The organism is Brevibacterium sp. CFH 10365 (assembly GCF_009299785.1).
GTDB classification, from domain to species: Bacteria; Actinomycetota; Actinomycetes; order Actinomycetales; family Brevibacteriaceae; genus Brevibacterium; species Brevibacterium limosum.
In genome coordinates, this window is the sequence record NZ_VIGO01000004.1 from 1 (window position 1) to 15,069 (window position 15,069).

Annotated in this window: 13 protein-coding genes; 8 read left to right on the forward strand and 5 right to left on the reverse strand. The window is 65.2% G+C overall.

What is annotated here, in order from left to right; all coding sequences use genetic code 11:
* Positions 1-21 precede the first annotated feature (21 nt).
* From FHG09_RS08665 to FHG09_RS08685, 5 genes are all read right to left on the reverse strand, one after another.
* On the reverse strand, positions 22-1,251 hold the full coding sequence (locus FHG09_RS08665; protein ID WP_152347274.1) for a peptidoglycan DD-metalloendopeptidase family protein: 1,230 nt from the start codon (positions 1,249-1,251) through the stop codon (positions 22-24).
* A gap of 1 nt (position 1,252) precedes the next feature.
* Positions 1,253-2,167, reverse strand: a complete 915-nt coding sequence (ftsX, locus tag FHG09_RS08670; RefSeq protein WP_152347275.1) for a permease-like cell division protein FtsX — start codon at positions 2,165-2,167, stop codon at positions 1,253-1,255.
* Complete coding sequence (gene ftsE, locus FHG09_RS08675; RefSeq protein WP_152347276.1) at positions 2,164-2,853, reverse strand: cell division ATP-binding protein FtsE; 690 nt, start codon at positions 2,851-2,853, stop codon at positions 2,164-2,166. The genes ftsX and ftsE overlap by 4 nt, the downstream gene beginning before the upstream one ends.
* Before the next feature lie 472 nt (positions 2,854-3,325).
* The gene (prfB, locus tag FHG09_RS08680) at positions 3,326-4,450 is read right to left on the reverse strand and encodes a peptide chain release factor 2 (protein ID WP_152347277.1); all 1,125 of its coding nucleotides are present in this window, start codon (positions 4,448-4,450) and stop codon (positions 3,326-3,328) included.
* Between the two features lie 111 nt (positions 4,451-4,561).
* On the reverse strand, positions 4,562-5,788 hold the full coding sequence (locus FHG09_RS08685) for a globin domain-containing protein (RefSeq protein ID WP_152347278.1): 1,227 nt from the start codon (positions 5,786-5,788) through the stop codon (positions 4,562-4,564).
* A gap of 510 nt (positions 5,789-6,298) precedes the next feature.
* On the opposite strand from FHG09_RS08685, the gene FHG09_RS08690 reads away from it, so the two are divergent.
* The 8 genes from FHG09_RS08690 to FHG09_RS08725 all read left to right on the forward strand — a co-directional run bounded on the left by FHG09_RS08690 (position 6,299) and on the right by FHG09_RS08725 (position 15,068).
* Positions 6,299-7,522 (forward strand): CpaF family protein, encoded by a 1,224-nt coding sequence (locus tag FHG09_RS08690; RefSeq protein ID WP_152347279.1) that lies wholly within the window; start codon positions 6,299-6,301, stop codon positions 7,520-7,522.
* On the forward strand, positions 7,519-8,493 hold the full coding sequence (locus FHG09_RS08695; RefSeq protein ID WP_152347280.1) for a type II secretion system F family protein: 975 nt from the start codon (positions 7,519-7,521) through the stop codon (positions 8,491-8,493). The genes FHG09_RS08690 and FHG09_RS08695 overlap by 4 nt, the downstream gene beginning before the upstream one ends.
* Complete coding sequence (locus tag FHG09_RS08700; protein ID WP_152347281.1) at positions 8,490-9,428, forward strand: type II secretion system F family protein; 939 nt, start codon at positions 8,490-8,492, stop codon at positions 9,426-9,428. Before FHG09_RS08695 ends, FHG09_RS08700 begins: the two co-directional genes overlap by 4 nt.
* Before the next feature lie 82 nt (positions 9,429-9,510).
* Positions 9,511-9,789, forward strand: coding sequence for a hypothetical protein (locus FHG09_RS08705; protein WP_227492704.1), 279 nt, complete (start codon positions 9,511-9,513; stop codon positions 9,787-9,789).
* A 7-nt stretch (positions 9,790-9,796) separates the two neighbouring features.
* The gene (locus tag FHG09_RS08710; RefSeq protein ID WP_227492643.1) at positions 9,797-10,246 is read left to right on the forward strand and encodes a TadE/TadG family type IV pilus assembly protein; all 450 of its coding nucleotides are present in this window, start codon (positions 9,797-9,799) and stop codon (positions 10,244-10,246) included.
* Complete coding sequence (locus FHG09_RS08715; RefSeq protein WP_227492644.1) at positions 10,239-10,688, forward strand: hypothetical protein; 450 nt, start codon at positions 10,239-10,241, stop codon at positions 10,686-10,688. Before FHG09_RS08710 ends, FHG09_RS08715 begins: the two co-directional genes overlap by 8 nt.
* A 1-nt stretch (position 10,689) precedes the next feature.
* Positions 10,690-11,163: a pilus assembly protein TadG-related protein gene (locus tag FHG09_RS08720; RefSeq protein ID WP_152347283.1), complete on the forward strand. Its 474-nt coding sequence runs from the start codon at positions 10,690-10,692 to the stop codon at positions 11,161-11,163.
* A 140-nt stretch (positions 11,164-11,303) separates the two neighbouring features.
* Positions 11,304-15,068, forward strand: coding sequence for an FtsK/SpoIIIE domain-containing protein (locus FHG09_RS08725; RefSeq protein ID WP_193627330.1), 3,765 nt, complete (start codon positions 11,304-11,306; stop codon positions 15,066-15,068).
* Position 15,069 lies beyond the last annotated feature (1 nt).

A 15,069-nucleotide genomic window follows, 5' to 3' on the forward strand; every position in this document is an offset into this window, starting at 1 on the left:
TATCAATACTCACAGTAGCAATTAGAAGATGAAGGGTTTGGGGTCGACGTAGCCGCCGTTCTCCATGATCTCGAAGTGCAGGTGGCAACCGGTCGAAGCTCCCGTCGTGCCGGAGTACGAGATGATGTCGCCCTTCTTGACCCTCTGTCCGTCGTGGACCTTGAGCTTCGTGTTGTGGTTGTAGGTCGACGCGATCGACTTGCCCTTGATCTTGCCGTGGGAGATGACGACGCGGTTGCCGTAGCCGCCGGTCCAACCGGAGGTGACGACGATGCCGTCGCCGGCCGAACGGATCGGGGTACCACAGGGCACACCGAAGTCCATTCCCGTGTGCAGTTTGCGTGCGCCGGTGATCGGGTGGACGCGGTATCCGAACGGAGACGTCGTCGGGTAGCCCTTGGCCGGGTTGGCCAGGACTCCGTCACCGAAGACGAACTTGCCCTTCTTCTCCTGCTCCTTCTCCCACTCCCGGACCTTCTCGGCCAACCGATCCTGCTCGGCCTTCTCATCGGCCAGCTGCTTCTCCGTCTTGTCCTTGTTGTCGGAGATCGTCTTCTCCGCATCGTCCTTCGTGGAGATGAGGTCGTTGAGGCTGTCGGCCTTCTTCTTCGCGTCGACCTGCGCGGCCTCCTTGGCCACCACCGCCTCGGCGGCTTCGTCCTTGAGGTCGGAGATCTTATCGGTCACGCCCGAGAGCCGCTCTTCATTGTTCTTGTTCAGCGCCCGCTGTTCGGAAAGCTTGTCGATCGTGCGCTGCTGAGACCGCACCGCCGAGTCGACACGTCCGATTCCGCCGTCGGCGCTCGTGCCCTCGGCCATCTGCAGAAGCATCGCCAGATCGGAGGTGATGCCCGAGTTCTGGTACGCCTGTCGCCCGATGCGCGCCGCCGAGGTCTTGTGCTTGTCGATCTCCTCCGTGCCGGATCTGATCGTGTCCTTGAGGTCCGTCTGCGCGTTCTCCGCCGAGGTCAGGCGCGCAGCCATGTCCTCATCTTTCTCGATCGCCTCAGCCAGCGCATCATCAGCGGCCTTCGATTCCGCTTCGGCATCCGGCAGCTTCTCCTGTGCGGCATCGCGTTCGGCGATGACACGTGCGAGGTCCTCGTCGAGGCCCTCGAACTCCTGCTGGAGCTCCTTGACGCGTTCGTCGACCTCGCTCTTGTCATCGCGCGGGTCAGCCACCACCGAGGTGACCGGCATGAGCACCGCCAGTGCGGCTGCCGTGATGACCAGTCCGAGTCTGTGTCTCATCTCAGACCTTCGTGTACTTGTTCAACGTGATCAGCGACGAAGCTCCGGCCATGAGCACCCCGATGATGATGAGCACGGGAGCGATGAGGAGGACGTCCCAGCCGGAGATGAGGCTGAATCCGGTGGCCTGCGACTGCAGCCATCCGCTGACTCCGAAGTGGACGAGCAGCCCCAGGGCACCGGAGGACAGGGTCGCACCGATGGCCGAGGCGATGACGCCCTCGAGCAGGAACGGCATCTGGATGAAGGTGTTCGACGCACCGACCAGACGCATGATGCCGGTCTCCCTGCGTCTGGAGAACGCGGAGAGTCGGATGGTGGTGGCGATGAGCAGCATCGCGCACAGCAGCATGATGCCGGCGATCGCGATCGCCACGATGGTCGCGATGTTGAGCACACCGAACAGGCGGTCGAGCAGCTGGTTCTGGTCGACGACCTCTTCCACACCGGGGGTGGAGGAGAACGTCTCCTTGATGATGTCGTACTTCTCGGCGTCCTTGAGTTTGACCCGGAAGGACTCGTTCATCTCGTCCTTGGGCACGGTGCCCTCGAGGCTGGTGCCCTTGAACTGATCCTGGAAGTGCTCGTAGGCCTCGGTCTTGTCCTCGAAGTAGACCTTGTCGACATAGGGAGCGAGCTCGGAGCTTTCGAGTTCGCCCCGGATCTGGTCCTTCTGATCTCCGGTGACCTCACCGTCGACGCAGTTCGTCGCCTCTGAATCAGGCGGGCACAGGAACACGGAGACCTGAACGCGGTCGTACCAGAAGTCCTTCATCTGCCCGACCTGCATCTGCAGCAGGATCGCGGCACCGACGAAGAGGAGGGACACGAAGGTCACGAGCACCACGGAGATGACCATGGAGAAGTTGCGACGCAGGCCCGACCAGACCTCGGAGAGGATGAAACCGGCCCTCATGAGGCGACTCCGTAGGTGCCTTCTTCGACGTCGCGGACGATTTCGCCTTCTCGCAGTTCGATGACCCTCCGGCGCATCCGGTTGACGATCTCTCCGTCATGGGTGGCCATGAGCACGGTGGTGCCGTTGCGGTTGATCTTCTCGAGCACGTTCATGATGTCGGCGCTCGTCGCCGGGTCGAGGTTGCCCGTCGGCTCGTCGGCGAGCAGGATTCCGGGCTTGTTGACCACAGCGCGGGCGATGGCCACACGCTGCTGCTCGCCGCCGGAGAGTTCACTGGGATAGCGCTTCTCCTTGCCGGCCAGGCCCACGGTCTCGAGGACGTCGGGAACGAGCGTCGACATGGCAGCGCGGGACTTCCCGATCACCTGGAGGGCGAAGGCCACATTGGCGAACACGGTCTTGTTCGGCAGCAGGCGGAAGTCCTGGAACACTGTGCCGATCCCCCGCCGCAGGTAGGGGACCTTCCAGCTGGGCATCTTCACCACGGATTTTCCGGCGATGTGGATGCGTCCGGCGCTGGGGACCTCTTCGCGCAGAATGAGTCGGATGACCGTGGACTTTCCCGAACCGGAGGCCCCGACGAGGAACACGAATTCCCCGCGGTCAGCCTCGAACGAGATGTCGTCGAGTGCTCTGCGGGAACGTGTGTCGTAGGACTTCGAAACGGAGTCGAATCTGATCAAGTCGGTCTTCAATCATGTTGCGGGTGGCTCGGCCGTTTCCACTGTACGTAACAGTTCCGTGATGTTCGGGGAGGCGACTGGGCGTGTGTTGCGATCTGATGAAGTTCACAGTCGGGCTCAGTCTCCGGCTTCCTCGGTGTGCGGGTCACTCAACAGGGCTGGGCCGTACAGCCGGGGTCGGGGTCCGGCCTCCTCGGCGAATCCGGAATTCGCAGGGAAGCAAATGTTGGTTTCGGCGGTGAAAATCGACATTTACTTCCCTGCGAATCAGGATATGACGCGAGCTGGCATCCTCACGTCGCGTTTGTGGTCGATTCGCCAAGGGGGTACAGCCAAAATGGGCGAATCGCCTCGGTGAATCGACCGCAGACGGGCAGCGGAGCGGATGCACGGTGGACAGGCCAGCTCCCTGCAGGCAGGCTGGCTGCCGACGGGTGGCCTGGCAGGCCGCGGAAAGAAAGCTGCCAGAGGCTCAGTCGTCGGCCTCTTCGGCCATCTCCTGTTCCTTGCGCCAGCGGATGCCGGCCTCGATGAGTCCGTCGAGGTCACCGTCGAAGACAGCCGAGGGGTTGTTGACCTCGTAGCCGGTGCGCAGGTCCTTGACCATCTGGTACGGGTGCGTGACGTAGGAGCGCATCTGATCGCCCCAGCTGGCCTTGATGTCGCCGGCCAGCTCCTTCTTCTGCGCCGCCTCTTCCTTGCGCTTGAGGTCGAGCAGACGCGACTGGAGGACGCGCATCGCAGCCTCGCGGTTCTGGATCTGGGACTTCTCGTTCTGCATGCTCACCACCACACCTGTCGGCACGTGAGTGATGCGCACGGCCGAGTCCGTGGTGTTCACCGACTGTCCGCCGGGGCCCGAAGACCGGTAGACGTCGATGCGCAGATCGTTCTCATCGATCTCGACATGGTCGGTGGACTCGATGAGCGGGACCACCTCGACGGCGGCGAAGGAAGTCTGGCGACGTCCCTGGTTGTCGAACGGGCTGATGCGCACGAGCCGGTGCGTGCCGGCCTCGACGGACAGCGTGCCATAGGCGTAGGGGGCGTTGATCTGGATCGTCGCGGACTTCACTCCCGCACCTTCGGCGTAGGAGGTGTCGAGTTCCTGGACGTTGTAGCCGCGGTTCTCCGCCCATCGGATGTACATGCGGGTGAGCATCTGTGCCCAGTCTGTCGCGTCGTCGCCGCCAGCGCCGGAGCGTACGGTCACAACGGCGGAGCGCTCATCGTATTCGTGGCTGAGCAGGGTCGAGATCTCGAGTTCGGCCAGCTGATCGCGCAGCTTCCTGATGTCACGGTCGGCTTCTTCGAGCGAGTCCGCATCGCCTTCGTCCTGAGACATCTCGACGAGCAGTTCGGCATCGTCGATGCGCTCACCGAACTTCTCGAGCTTCTCCAGGGTGCCCTGTTTGTGAGAGAGCTTGGCCGAGATCTTCTGAGCCGAATCGGGATCATCCCAGAATGTCGGCGACGACGCCTGCTCCGTGAGCTCGGCGACCTCGTCGCGCAGATTGTCCAGATCGGACACGTCGAGAATCGCTTTGTACGTCTGGCGGAGGTTGGCGATTTCAGAAGAGTAATCAGTGGTGGCCATAATGATCCGATTCTAGTGCATGTCCGCGGCCTGGCCGGAACCGAGGGATGCGCGCCGAGGTGGGGCCACCTCGGCGCGCATCTGCACAATCTTCCGGATCGCCCCTCAGTCTCAGGCCGGCTGCATCTCGGGCACGGCGGCCCAGGTGTCGGGGCCGAACACCTCGAAGTGGATATTGCCCGCCGGGACATTGAGTTCGTCGAGTCCGCGGCGCACGGCCTTCATGAACGGGGGCGGGCCGCACAGGTAGACCTGCGCGTCGGCGGCCACGTCCACCTCGGCGAGGTCGATGAAACCTTCGTGGATGGTCTCGGTCGTCGACCGGGCACCGAGCTGTTCGTACCAATGGTGCATCCTCGCGCCCGGCAGCTGATCGACCAGCTGCGCCATCTCCTGCCGGTGGGCATGAGCGGCCATCGACTGGTCGGCGTGGAGGACGGTGACGGGGCGCTGGGACTCCTTGGACACGAGGTCGTTGAGCGCGCCGAGGATCGGGGTGCAGCCGATGCCGGCGGACACGAGCAGCAATGGGGTCTCGGCGTCTTCGACGACGAGGTCGCCGTATGGCAGTGAGCACCGGATTCTGTCGCCTTCGAAGACGTTGCCGTGGATGAAGTTCGACACCTCACCTGCGGGGATGCCGGCCGCGGCGCGACCGGGCTCGGCCTTGACGGTGATGGTCCAGGACTCACGTGAGGTGGCCCGGGTGAGGCTGTACTGACGAATCTGATGCGCGCCGTCGGGCAGCTCGACCTGGACGGAGACGTACTGGCCCGGCCTGGCCTTCGGCAGCACTCCGCCGTCGGGGCGGGAGAGCACAAGGCTGACGGTGTTCGGGGATTCCTGCCGGCGGCGGGTGACGAGGAGAGCGTTCCAGACCTCGCCCGGTGACACCTCGTGGCGGGCGTAGAGCTCCCGCTCGGCGCGGATGAGCGTGTGCGCCATATCCCAGTAGACCTCGGTCCAGGCGTCGACGATCTCAGGGGTGGCCGCATCGCCGAGGACTTCGCCGATGGCGGCGAAGAGGTGCTCGCAGACGATCGGGTACTGGTCTTCGGTGATGCCCAGGGAGGCGTGCTTGTTCGCGATCCGGCTCATCATCGCATCGATGTTCGGTGCATCTTCGGACACGAGCAGGCTCGCATAGGCGGCGATCGCGCCGGCCAGTGCCTTCTGCTGCTCGCCCTGCGCCTGGTTGCCGCGGTTGAATAGATCGCGCAGCAGGTCGGGTCGGGCGGTGAACATCCGGTCGTAGAAGACCGGGGTGATGTCACCGATGGCGGAACCGATGACGGGGAGGGTGTCCTTCACGACAGTGAGTGCGGGTTGGGAGATCACTTCTGCTCCTTTTGCGGCGCATGTTCGCCGCGCAGCTGGAACGGCCTTTCCAGGTCGCTGTTCTTCGTGCGGTTTCGACGTTACGCGGACTCGCGCGCATATTTCTACGCGTTGTAGAATTTGAGATTTTCCGTACCGCAACCGAGGCTCGGCAGCCGCGGCCCGATCCGCCTCGCCCTAACGCAGCTCGTTTCCGAGCAGGGGCACAGACCTCCGCGCCGGTGGGTTATAGGTCAAAAAGCGCCGCCGGCGGGAGATCTGATTCATCCCGCCGGCGGCGCGGCTCACATGGCTTCCACTGAAGATCGGTGAGCAAAATATAGACCGAAACCGACCCTCACGCAAGACGAAAACCGCCACAATGACATTCATGAAACTACACGATGAGCATTTGCGAAACCCGTTCGGAGTTATCCACAGATTTGGGAATTCACTAGATTCTTCATTCGACTACAGATAGGTTAAACAGCAAATCACGCTGTCAATTGAATGATCGGGCAAGGGTTCAGAGTGGAAGCCACCGAAGTCATCACCAGTGAGGTTCACAAGCGGATCAGAGATCTCGATGTGGATCCCCGCGCCGATACCCAGCGCTCTCGCGAGCTCATTCGCACCGTCATCGCCGAGTACGATGAGCGCAGTCTCGTCGCTGATCTTCCCCTGCTCGAAGACAAAGAGGCGACCTTCCGCCATATCGACAATCAACTGTCGGGTTTCGGTGCGCTGCAGGACTATTTCGATGATCCGCACGTCGAGGAGATCTGGGTCAACTCGCCCAGCGAGGTCTTCATCGCCGCCGACGGAATCCACCAATTGACGACGACGAAACTGAGCTCGGGCGAGCTCGACGACCTGATCGAGCGGATGCTGCGGACCTCGGGTCGCCGCGTCGATCTCTCCCAGCCTTTTGTCGACGCCATTCTGCCCGACGGATCCCGGCTGCATGTTGTGCTGCCCGATATCACTCGCACTCATCCGGCCGTGAATATCCGCAAGTTCATCGCCCGGCCCCGCAATCTCGCCAACCTCGTCGCTCATGGATCACTGACTCCCGGTGCCGCCGAGTTCCTCGACGCCGCCGTGGCGTGCGGGGCGAACATCCTCGTCTCCGGAGCGACTCAAGCGGGCAAGACCACGATGCTCAACGCCTTGGCCGGGTCGATTCCGGCGCGGGAACGCACGATCTCCTGTGAAGAGGTCTTCGAACTCAACCTGCCCAGTCGCGACTGGGTGCCCATGCAGTGCCGGCAGCCGTCGCTGGAAGGCACCGGCGAGGTCACTCTCCGCGCCCTGGTCAAGGAGGCTCTGCGGATGCGGCCGACCCGGATCATCGTCGGCGAGGTCCGAGAGGCCGAGAGCCTCGACATGCTCATCGCATTGAATTCGGGTCTCGCAGGAATGTCGACGCTGCACGCCAACTCCGCTCGCGCGGCGATCACGAAGATCTGCACCCTGCCCCTGCTGGCAGGAGCGAACATATCATCAGCGTTCGTCGTCCCCACCGTCGCCGTCAGCCTCGACGTCGTCGTCCACCTGCGGCGGGACCCCTCCGGGGTGCGACGGGTCGATGAGATCTGCGCAGTGCCCGGCGGGGTCGAAGGCGACGTCGTCGAACTCGACACGATCTTCCATTCGCCACGGGGACAGCTCATCCGCGGTCAGGGGTTCGGCCACCTCGGCGAGCGGTTTGCCGGCATCGGTCGCGATCTCCACTCCATTCTGGAGGCGGCGTGAGCTATTCGCAGTCCGCTCTGCTCATCGGTGCCTGCCTCGGGGCGGGGCTGTTCCTCATGTGGATGTCGCTGTGGCAGCGGCCGCAGAGCAGACGGACGCAGTCGCGATGGGTGCGCGAGCTCGACGACATGCTCACCGGGGCCGGATTCCCGCGGCTGCGGCCGGCCCACCTGGTGCTCATCTCGATTGCGGCGTTCTGCCTCGTGACGGTCGTATCGACGGTGCTCACCGGTTCGTGGGCGATCGCCCTGTGCTTCGGTCTCTTCGCCTCCTGGCTGCCTCACCGAGCACTGCAGCATCGGGCACGCAGCCGACAGGTGATGCGGCGAGAGCTGTGGCCCGAAACCCTCGACCACCTCAATTCCGGAGTCCGTGCGGGCCTGTCCCTGCCCGAAGCACTGAGTTCGCTGGCCCATCGCGGACCCGAACCGCTGCGACCGCTGTTCGAAGTCTTCGCCGAGGAATACCGGGCCAGCGGCTCCTTCGCCCTGGCATTGGAGCGGTTCCGACAAGTCAGCGCCGACCCGGTGGCCGACCGCATCGTCGTCGCGCTCAGCGTCACCCGGCAGGTCGGCGGCAGCGATCTGGGCACCATGCTGCGGGCCCTGGCGCAGTTCGTCCGTGATGACGCTCGGACCCGCAACGAGCTCTCTGCTCGGCAGCAGTGGACGGTCAACGGCGCCCGACTGGCCGTCGCCGCACCGTGGGTGGTGCTCGCGTTCCTGTCGACCCGGCCCGAAACGGCCGTGGCGTACAACTCCCGAACCGGGCTGATCCTCCTGGCCGCGGGCTTCATCGTCTCCCTGCTGGCGTACCAGGCGATGAAGCGCATCGGTCGGCTCCCGGCCGAACCCCGGGTCATCGAGGGATCCTCGCTCAGCGCCGCCCACCGACGCTTCGGCGGCGACGGCGGCACCAGCGGCGGATTCGCAACCGGCATCGAGCACGATGTGGACGGGCGCGCGGCATGAGCCTCCTCGGCGGACCTCTGCCCATCCTGACCCTCGGACTCTTCAACGGCTTCGCACTGTGTGTCTTCGTCCTCTCCCTCCCGCCGCTGCGCCGGCCGACGCTGTCGTCGCGGATCGCACCCTATCTGCGGGATCAGGAATCCTTGGTCGATATCTATGCTCCTCCGACCCCGCGTACGGAGGGATTCTGGGGTCTGGTGAAGTCATGGCTGGTCAGCTCGACGCTGTGGGTGACCTCGCGCATCACCACGGATGCGACTCTGCGGCTGCGCATCGACCGCCTCGGCGGGATTGCCACGATCGAGCGCTTCCGCATCAGCCAGGTGCTGAGCATCCTCGTCGGGATGATCGTCGCCGGCGGCCTGGCCGGGGCCCTGTCGGCACAGCGCGGGTTCTCCCCCATCGTCACCCTCGTCCTCGTCATCAGCGGCGGCATCGCCGGCCACGTCTTCAACGATTGGCGACTCAGCCAAGCCATCGCCCGCCACGAATCCCGTGTGCTCGCCGAATTCCCCACCGTCGCCGAACTCCTGGCACTGTCCATCACCGCCGGTGAGGGGATCGTTGAGGCTCTCGAACGGGTGTGCCGCACCTGCTCCGGTGACCTCATCGACGAACTCCGCGCGGCCCTGGCCGCCACTCGCACCGGGACTCCGCTGGTCGAAGCGCTCGACGCGATGGCCACACGCATCGCCATCCCCGAGATCGTCCAGTTCGTCGACGGTCTCGCCGTCTCCATGACACGCGGCACCCCACTGGCCGAAGTGCTGCGCTCCCAAGCCGCTGACGTGCGCGAACAGTCCCGGAGGAGGCTGCTCGAACTGTCCGGGAAGAAGGAGATCGGGATGCTCATTCCTGTTGTCGTCTTCGTCCTTCCCGTCACCGTGATCTTCGCCGTCTTCCCGTCCCTGACCGTCCTCGACCTCAGTCCGTAACGACCCAGCCCGCACCAACGGCCCAGCCCGCACCAATGACCACGCGGATCGAACCCTCGACCTCGCCGATGAAGGAGACACGATGTTCCGCCAGTTCACCTATCGCCTCGTCCCGCTCATGCTCGGGCTGATCCCCGGGCCCCCTCCGCGAGGAGGAACCACCATCGCCGAGGCGGCCGACCACGGCACCGAGCCGAAGCTGGCCTCCGATGTCGACCGGCCCGACCGCGGGGACGTGCCCGGGTGGGTCCTCATCACCCTGATGACCGCGGGCCTGGTGGTCGCGCTGTGGGCACTGGCCGGCGAAGCCTTCACCTCGATGTTCCAAGACGCGATGAACAAGGTCCGCGGGGCCGGGTGACCAGGCTGTGACCGGAGATGACGAGACGGAACGGGGCAGCCGGATGATGGCCTCCTCGGCACCGGTCGCAGGCGAGCGCAGCGATTCGGGATCGGCCGTCGCCGAGTTCGCCCTCATCGCCTCCCTGCTGGCCCTCATCTTGGCCGGGGCGCTGCAGATCGGTCTCGTCATCCACGTCAGGAACACGGTCATCGACTCCGCCATCGCCGGAGCGAGGCAGGCGAGCCTGGCCGATCAGACTCCACGCGACGGGCAGGAGCTCACACGCGACCTCATCCGAGTATCCGTGGGCGAGCGCTATGCCCGAAAAGTCACCGTCACGACGTCACAACGCGGTGTCGTCGAGATCGTCGAGGTGCGAGTGAAGACCCCGCTCCCCGTCCTCGGACTGTGGGGACCGGTCGAGATCTGGGACCTGCGCGGACGGTCCATCGTCGAGGATGTCGACCGTGACTGAGTCCGAGTCCGGTCGGGGTGTCGCGCCCGACGACGCAGATGAAGGAACTGCGGTCATCGAGTTCATCTTCGCCTCCATCGTCCTGCTCATTCCGGTCATCTACCTCATGCTCACCCTCTCCCAGATGCAGGCCGCCAGCTACGCGACCACCTCGGCGGCCATGTCGGCCTCCCGAATCGCCGCTCGCGATGCGAACCCGTCAGAGGCTCGTGCCCACGCCGTTGCGAAGATGCATTTCGCGGACTTCGGACTGCGTGATGCGCCGACTTCCATCACCTACTCGTGCACCGGACCCTGTGGACAAGCCGGATCCCTCGTCACCGCGCGTGTCGAGACGAAAGTGTCGCTGCCCGGGTTCCCACTCCTCTTCGGCTCCGACCGGTCACCGCACATCACCCTGCGTGCGAACCACACCGACGTCGTCGCCACAGGTCGTCGCTGACATGCCGACCACAGGGAACCACGATTCGGAGCGGACCGAGGAATCGCAGATATCCCATGGCGCGGATGCCGGGTCGATCACCCCATTGGCCATCGGCTTCGTCGTCATCGCCTTGCTGCTGGCATTCCTCATCGCGGCCCTGACCGATCTGCATATGGCCCGCCGTGAGCTGCAGGGGCTTGCTGATTCTGCGGCCCTGGCGGCCTCGGACTCGTTCGAACCGGCTCCCGGTGACGAACCCGGTCTCGTGTTCTCACCTCCCGCGGCCAAACGAGCCGCCGGCCGATACCTCGGCTCAGTCCAGAATCCGAAGAACATGCACAATCTGCGCCTGAGCGCCGATGCCGATGGGACGCATTCGGTGCGCATCCGCATCGAGGCTCGCTACTCACCGGCGCTGCTCTCACCGTTCGTGCCCGGGCTCATCGACCTCCGAGCCACCGCCTACGCCCGGGGCGCCCTCCGCCTCGACTGACAGCCCCGGTCGGCTCCGACACCGATTCCTGTGGACCCGCACCCCACTCAATCATTCTGCGACTGTGGATGGCCGCACCGTGTCCACAGGCCCTTCTTCGCCTCTTGCCCGAACCACGTTGCCGCGGCGAATCTGTGCTCATGAGAACCCTGGGACTCATCCACCACATCGAGACGAACGGAAAAGTCACGAGCACCAGCGTCGAAGCCGAACCAGGCCAACCGGCACTCCACGTCTTCCGGTCTGTCTTCGGATCGGAGCTGACGCACAGGGACCTCGCTGTCGGCAACCGGCTCGAGGGCCACAGTCTTGAGTCGATCAGCTGGGGCCACTGGCAGAAGCTCAACCCCATCACCGTCGTCGGGGCGGATTCTCTGCGCACCACCGACACCTCGGCCGACTCCGAACTGTCGGCCGTGTCCGTCCTGGCAGGGCCGGACTCGGGCTTCACTCTGACACTCGACCCGCGACGCGCCCGCCTGTCCCGGCTGCCCCACGCCGATTGCCTGACCGTCATCGACCCCTGCATCTCACGCACCCCTCAGCCGCTGTGCCTCGACGCCACAAGCGCCCGGCCCGCAGTCCAAATGGGTGCGAGCGTGCTCGCACCGGGCACAGCAGACAGCTCATCCGCGCGCGCTTCATCCTCGGCCGCTGGTTCGCCTCCGCCGATCCGGTCCCCGCCGCTGCACCGCAGCGACGACACGCATGTCACACCGAAGACGATCGACGATCCCCGACCGGCCAGGCCCCCACAGTGGTGGACGTTCCTCATCCCCGTGGGCATCGGCGTGGTGCTGGCCGTGGTCACCGGAATGTGGTGGTTCCTACTCTTCAGCGTTTCCGCCCCGCTCTCCGGATGGGTCGCCTACCTGGTGGAGAAGAAGCGCTTCACCCGCGACAGCGTACAATGCCGACTCGAGCGTGACGATGCCCTGGACGAGGCGCGCACACGGCTGCGCCACCTCGAAGGGACGCACCGGCGCGCGGTCCTCTCCTCCCCCGGTCTGTGCATCGGGTTCGGGACGGTCTTCAGCGACCTCACCATCGACGAACAGCTGCAGGACGGAACCGACCACGTCGACGGTCGAGTCGTCTTCGCTGATATGCCAATCCGCATCGATCCGCGAACGACGACGGTCACCGTCAGCGGGTCACCCGCCGTCTTGCGCACCATGGCCTTCGCATGGCTGGCTGATCGTCGGTTCAGCTGGCAGCCGGGCCCCGAACTCGCACTGCTGCCGGAACTGGCCGGCACCGAGTTCTTCGGCGACCGTACCTCGAACACGGCTCGGTCAGAGTCCGGCCCCGGCAACAACGTCGATGATCCCATTGCGATCACCCTCGACGAGGCGACCCAGCCCGCCGTGCTCACCCTCGCCGCCCCGCATTCCGGCTCCACTGTCTCGATGACGGTGGGCAGTCTCGCGCAGGCACGCACCGCTGCATCGACCGCACCCGGCGGCCCGGTGCCCGGGCGGGCGCTCACCGCCGCCCTCATGCCCGCCGCCCGATTCGTCACTCTCCACCGCCGGCTCAGTGCCGAAACCGGACCCCGAGCCTGGCCCGACCACGGACTCGGCGAACTCTGCGACCATGCGCCCGAGGCCATCAGAGCACGATGGTCTCGGCCCGTCTCGGGACCGGTGATGATCGGCCGCGGAACCGACGGCGAGGTCGGAATCGATCTCTTCGCCGACGGGCCCCACGCTCTCGTCGCCGGCACCACCGGCAGCGGAAAATCCCTGCTCCTCCAGACATGGCTGCTGGCGATGGCCCTGGCGCAGCCGCCTCGGCGACTGCGGTTCGTCCTCATCGATTTCAAGGGCGGGGCCACGTTCGCACCGCTGCAGGATCTGCCGCACACCGACAGCGTGCTCGATGATTTCGATTCCGGGCTCGCCTTCCGCGCCCTCGTCTCGGTGCGTGCCGAGATCACCCACCGTGAACGGCTGCTGGCCGAGCACGGGTGCGCCGATGTCGCCGATCTGACCGATCCGCCCCCACGACTCATTGTCGTCATCGATGAGTTCCATGCGCTGATGGCCAGCCATCCGCGCGCCGCTGACCTGCTTGAACACCTCACCGCTCTGGGCAGATCCCTCGGTGTCCACCTCATTCTCGCCACTCAGCGACCCATGGGAGTCGTGACCGGCCAGATGAAGGCGAATATCAACATCCGCGTCTGCCTGCGGGTGCGCGATGAGACCGATTCCTTCGACGTCATCGGCACCGAGGCGGCCGCCTTTCTGCCCGCGGACAAGCCCGGTGCCGCCTGCCTGGACTCCGGGATCAGCGTCACTCGGTTCCGCGTGGCCGTGCCGTTCGGACATGACACCCACACCGAGGCGGCCCTCCGTCCCCGTGTGCGGCCCTGGGGTCGGGGACCGATTCCGTCGCTGCCCGCCGGGGTGGAAGGAGTGCACATCGACAACATCATCGCAGCGACCGAGGACAGCACCCAGGCCGGAAACGGTGGTGCCGCCGAAAACGGTGCTGTGGCCGGGGCCGACGAGGTGGCTGAGAATCCTTCGTTCAACGGGCAGCGGCGACGGGTGGTGTTGCCGCCGTTGCCCGAACCGGACGAGATGAGGGCCAGACCACGAGAGGAGCCGGCCGGGACGGTCACGGGGATCATCGATGTTCCCACGGAACAGCGGCAGCAGACGTGGACCTTCGACCCGGATGTCGACGGTTCGACGATCCTCACAGGGGGCAGCCCAGAAACCATGGAACACGTGCTCGTGAATATGGCACGGGCGAGTGCTCGGACCCGGCGGATCATCGCAATAGGCAGGATCGCTGCGGCCCTCGACTGGGCCGAGATCAGCTGCGGAATGAACACTGGCTGGCAGATTCAGGCGATCCTCGACCATCTCACCGCAGGAATGGGCACTGTCAAGATGTCGCAGGACTGTGCCGGCTCCGGCACACAACCAGCTTCGGGGACGCACCGCCACCCGCCGAGCCTGCTCGTGTGCAGCAATTGGGCCGAATTCGTCGACTCGCTCGATCACTACTGGGCCGAACGCGCCGAACGTCTGCTCGGACACGGTGCCGGATCGGATCTCGTTTTCCTGCTCGCCGGATGCCGGAACATGACGAGCAGGAGCTCTCGGTTCGCCACCAAGATCATCTTCCCGCCCGAGGCCGGCGAAGACGGGACGAGCGTCGGACTCAGCCGGCAGCGATTCGCCGGTACCTGGCCGGACTTTCGCGCCGTCATCCGCGGGCCCCGCGTGCAGGCCGCCGGCGGGGACGGAGCCGATGTGCAGTTCGTGCCCGCTGCCGCGGCACAGAGCACACGTCCCGAACCTGGGCAAGAACAATCCATCCTCGGCGAGGCCTTCCCCGAAAAGCTCCTCCGGGAAGGTTTCGCGCCGCGCTGGACGGGACTCGTCGGACCGCCGCTTCCCGTCCGATCGAGAGCAGGCGGCGATCCGCTCGACGCCATCACCTCTTCCGACGTCGTCCCCGTCGGCGTCGACGCCTTCGGCGACCTCGTCACGTGGAATCCCCTGCGAGACGGCTCAGTTCTCACGGTTCGCGGTTCACCGCAGAGCGGCAAAACCGAGTTCGCGGCTCTCGTGGGCGATTTCGGAGGAATCGCCGTCCACGATGATGCCCACCGCGAGCCAGAACCTGTCGACTGGGATCTGCTCGATGGCCGCTTCCATGTGCTCACCGTGCCGACACGGTTCACTCCCAGCTATGGTTCGCCTCTGGCCAATGCGCAGAATCTCGGGCCCCTGCTCGTGCTCGGTGTGCACACCAGGCAGGATCTCACCGGGCTCGGGCTGGTGCGACAGGCCCCGCTCGACGGCCTGCCGGGGACGGGTTGGTTCGTCACCGAGGACCAGGCTCGACCTGTCCGGCTCTTCACCGCCGACGAGAGTCGAGCCTGAA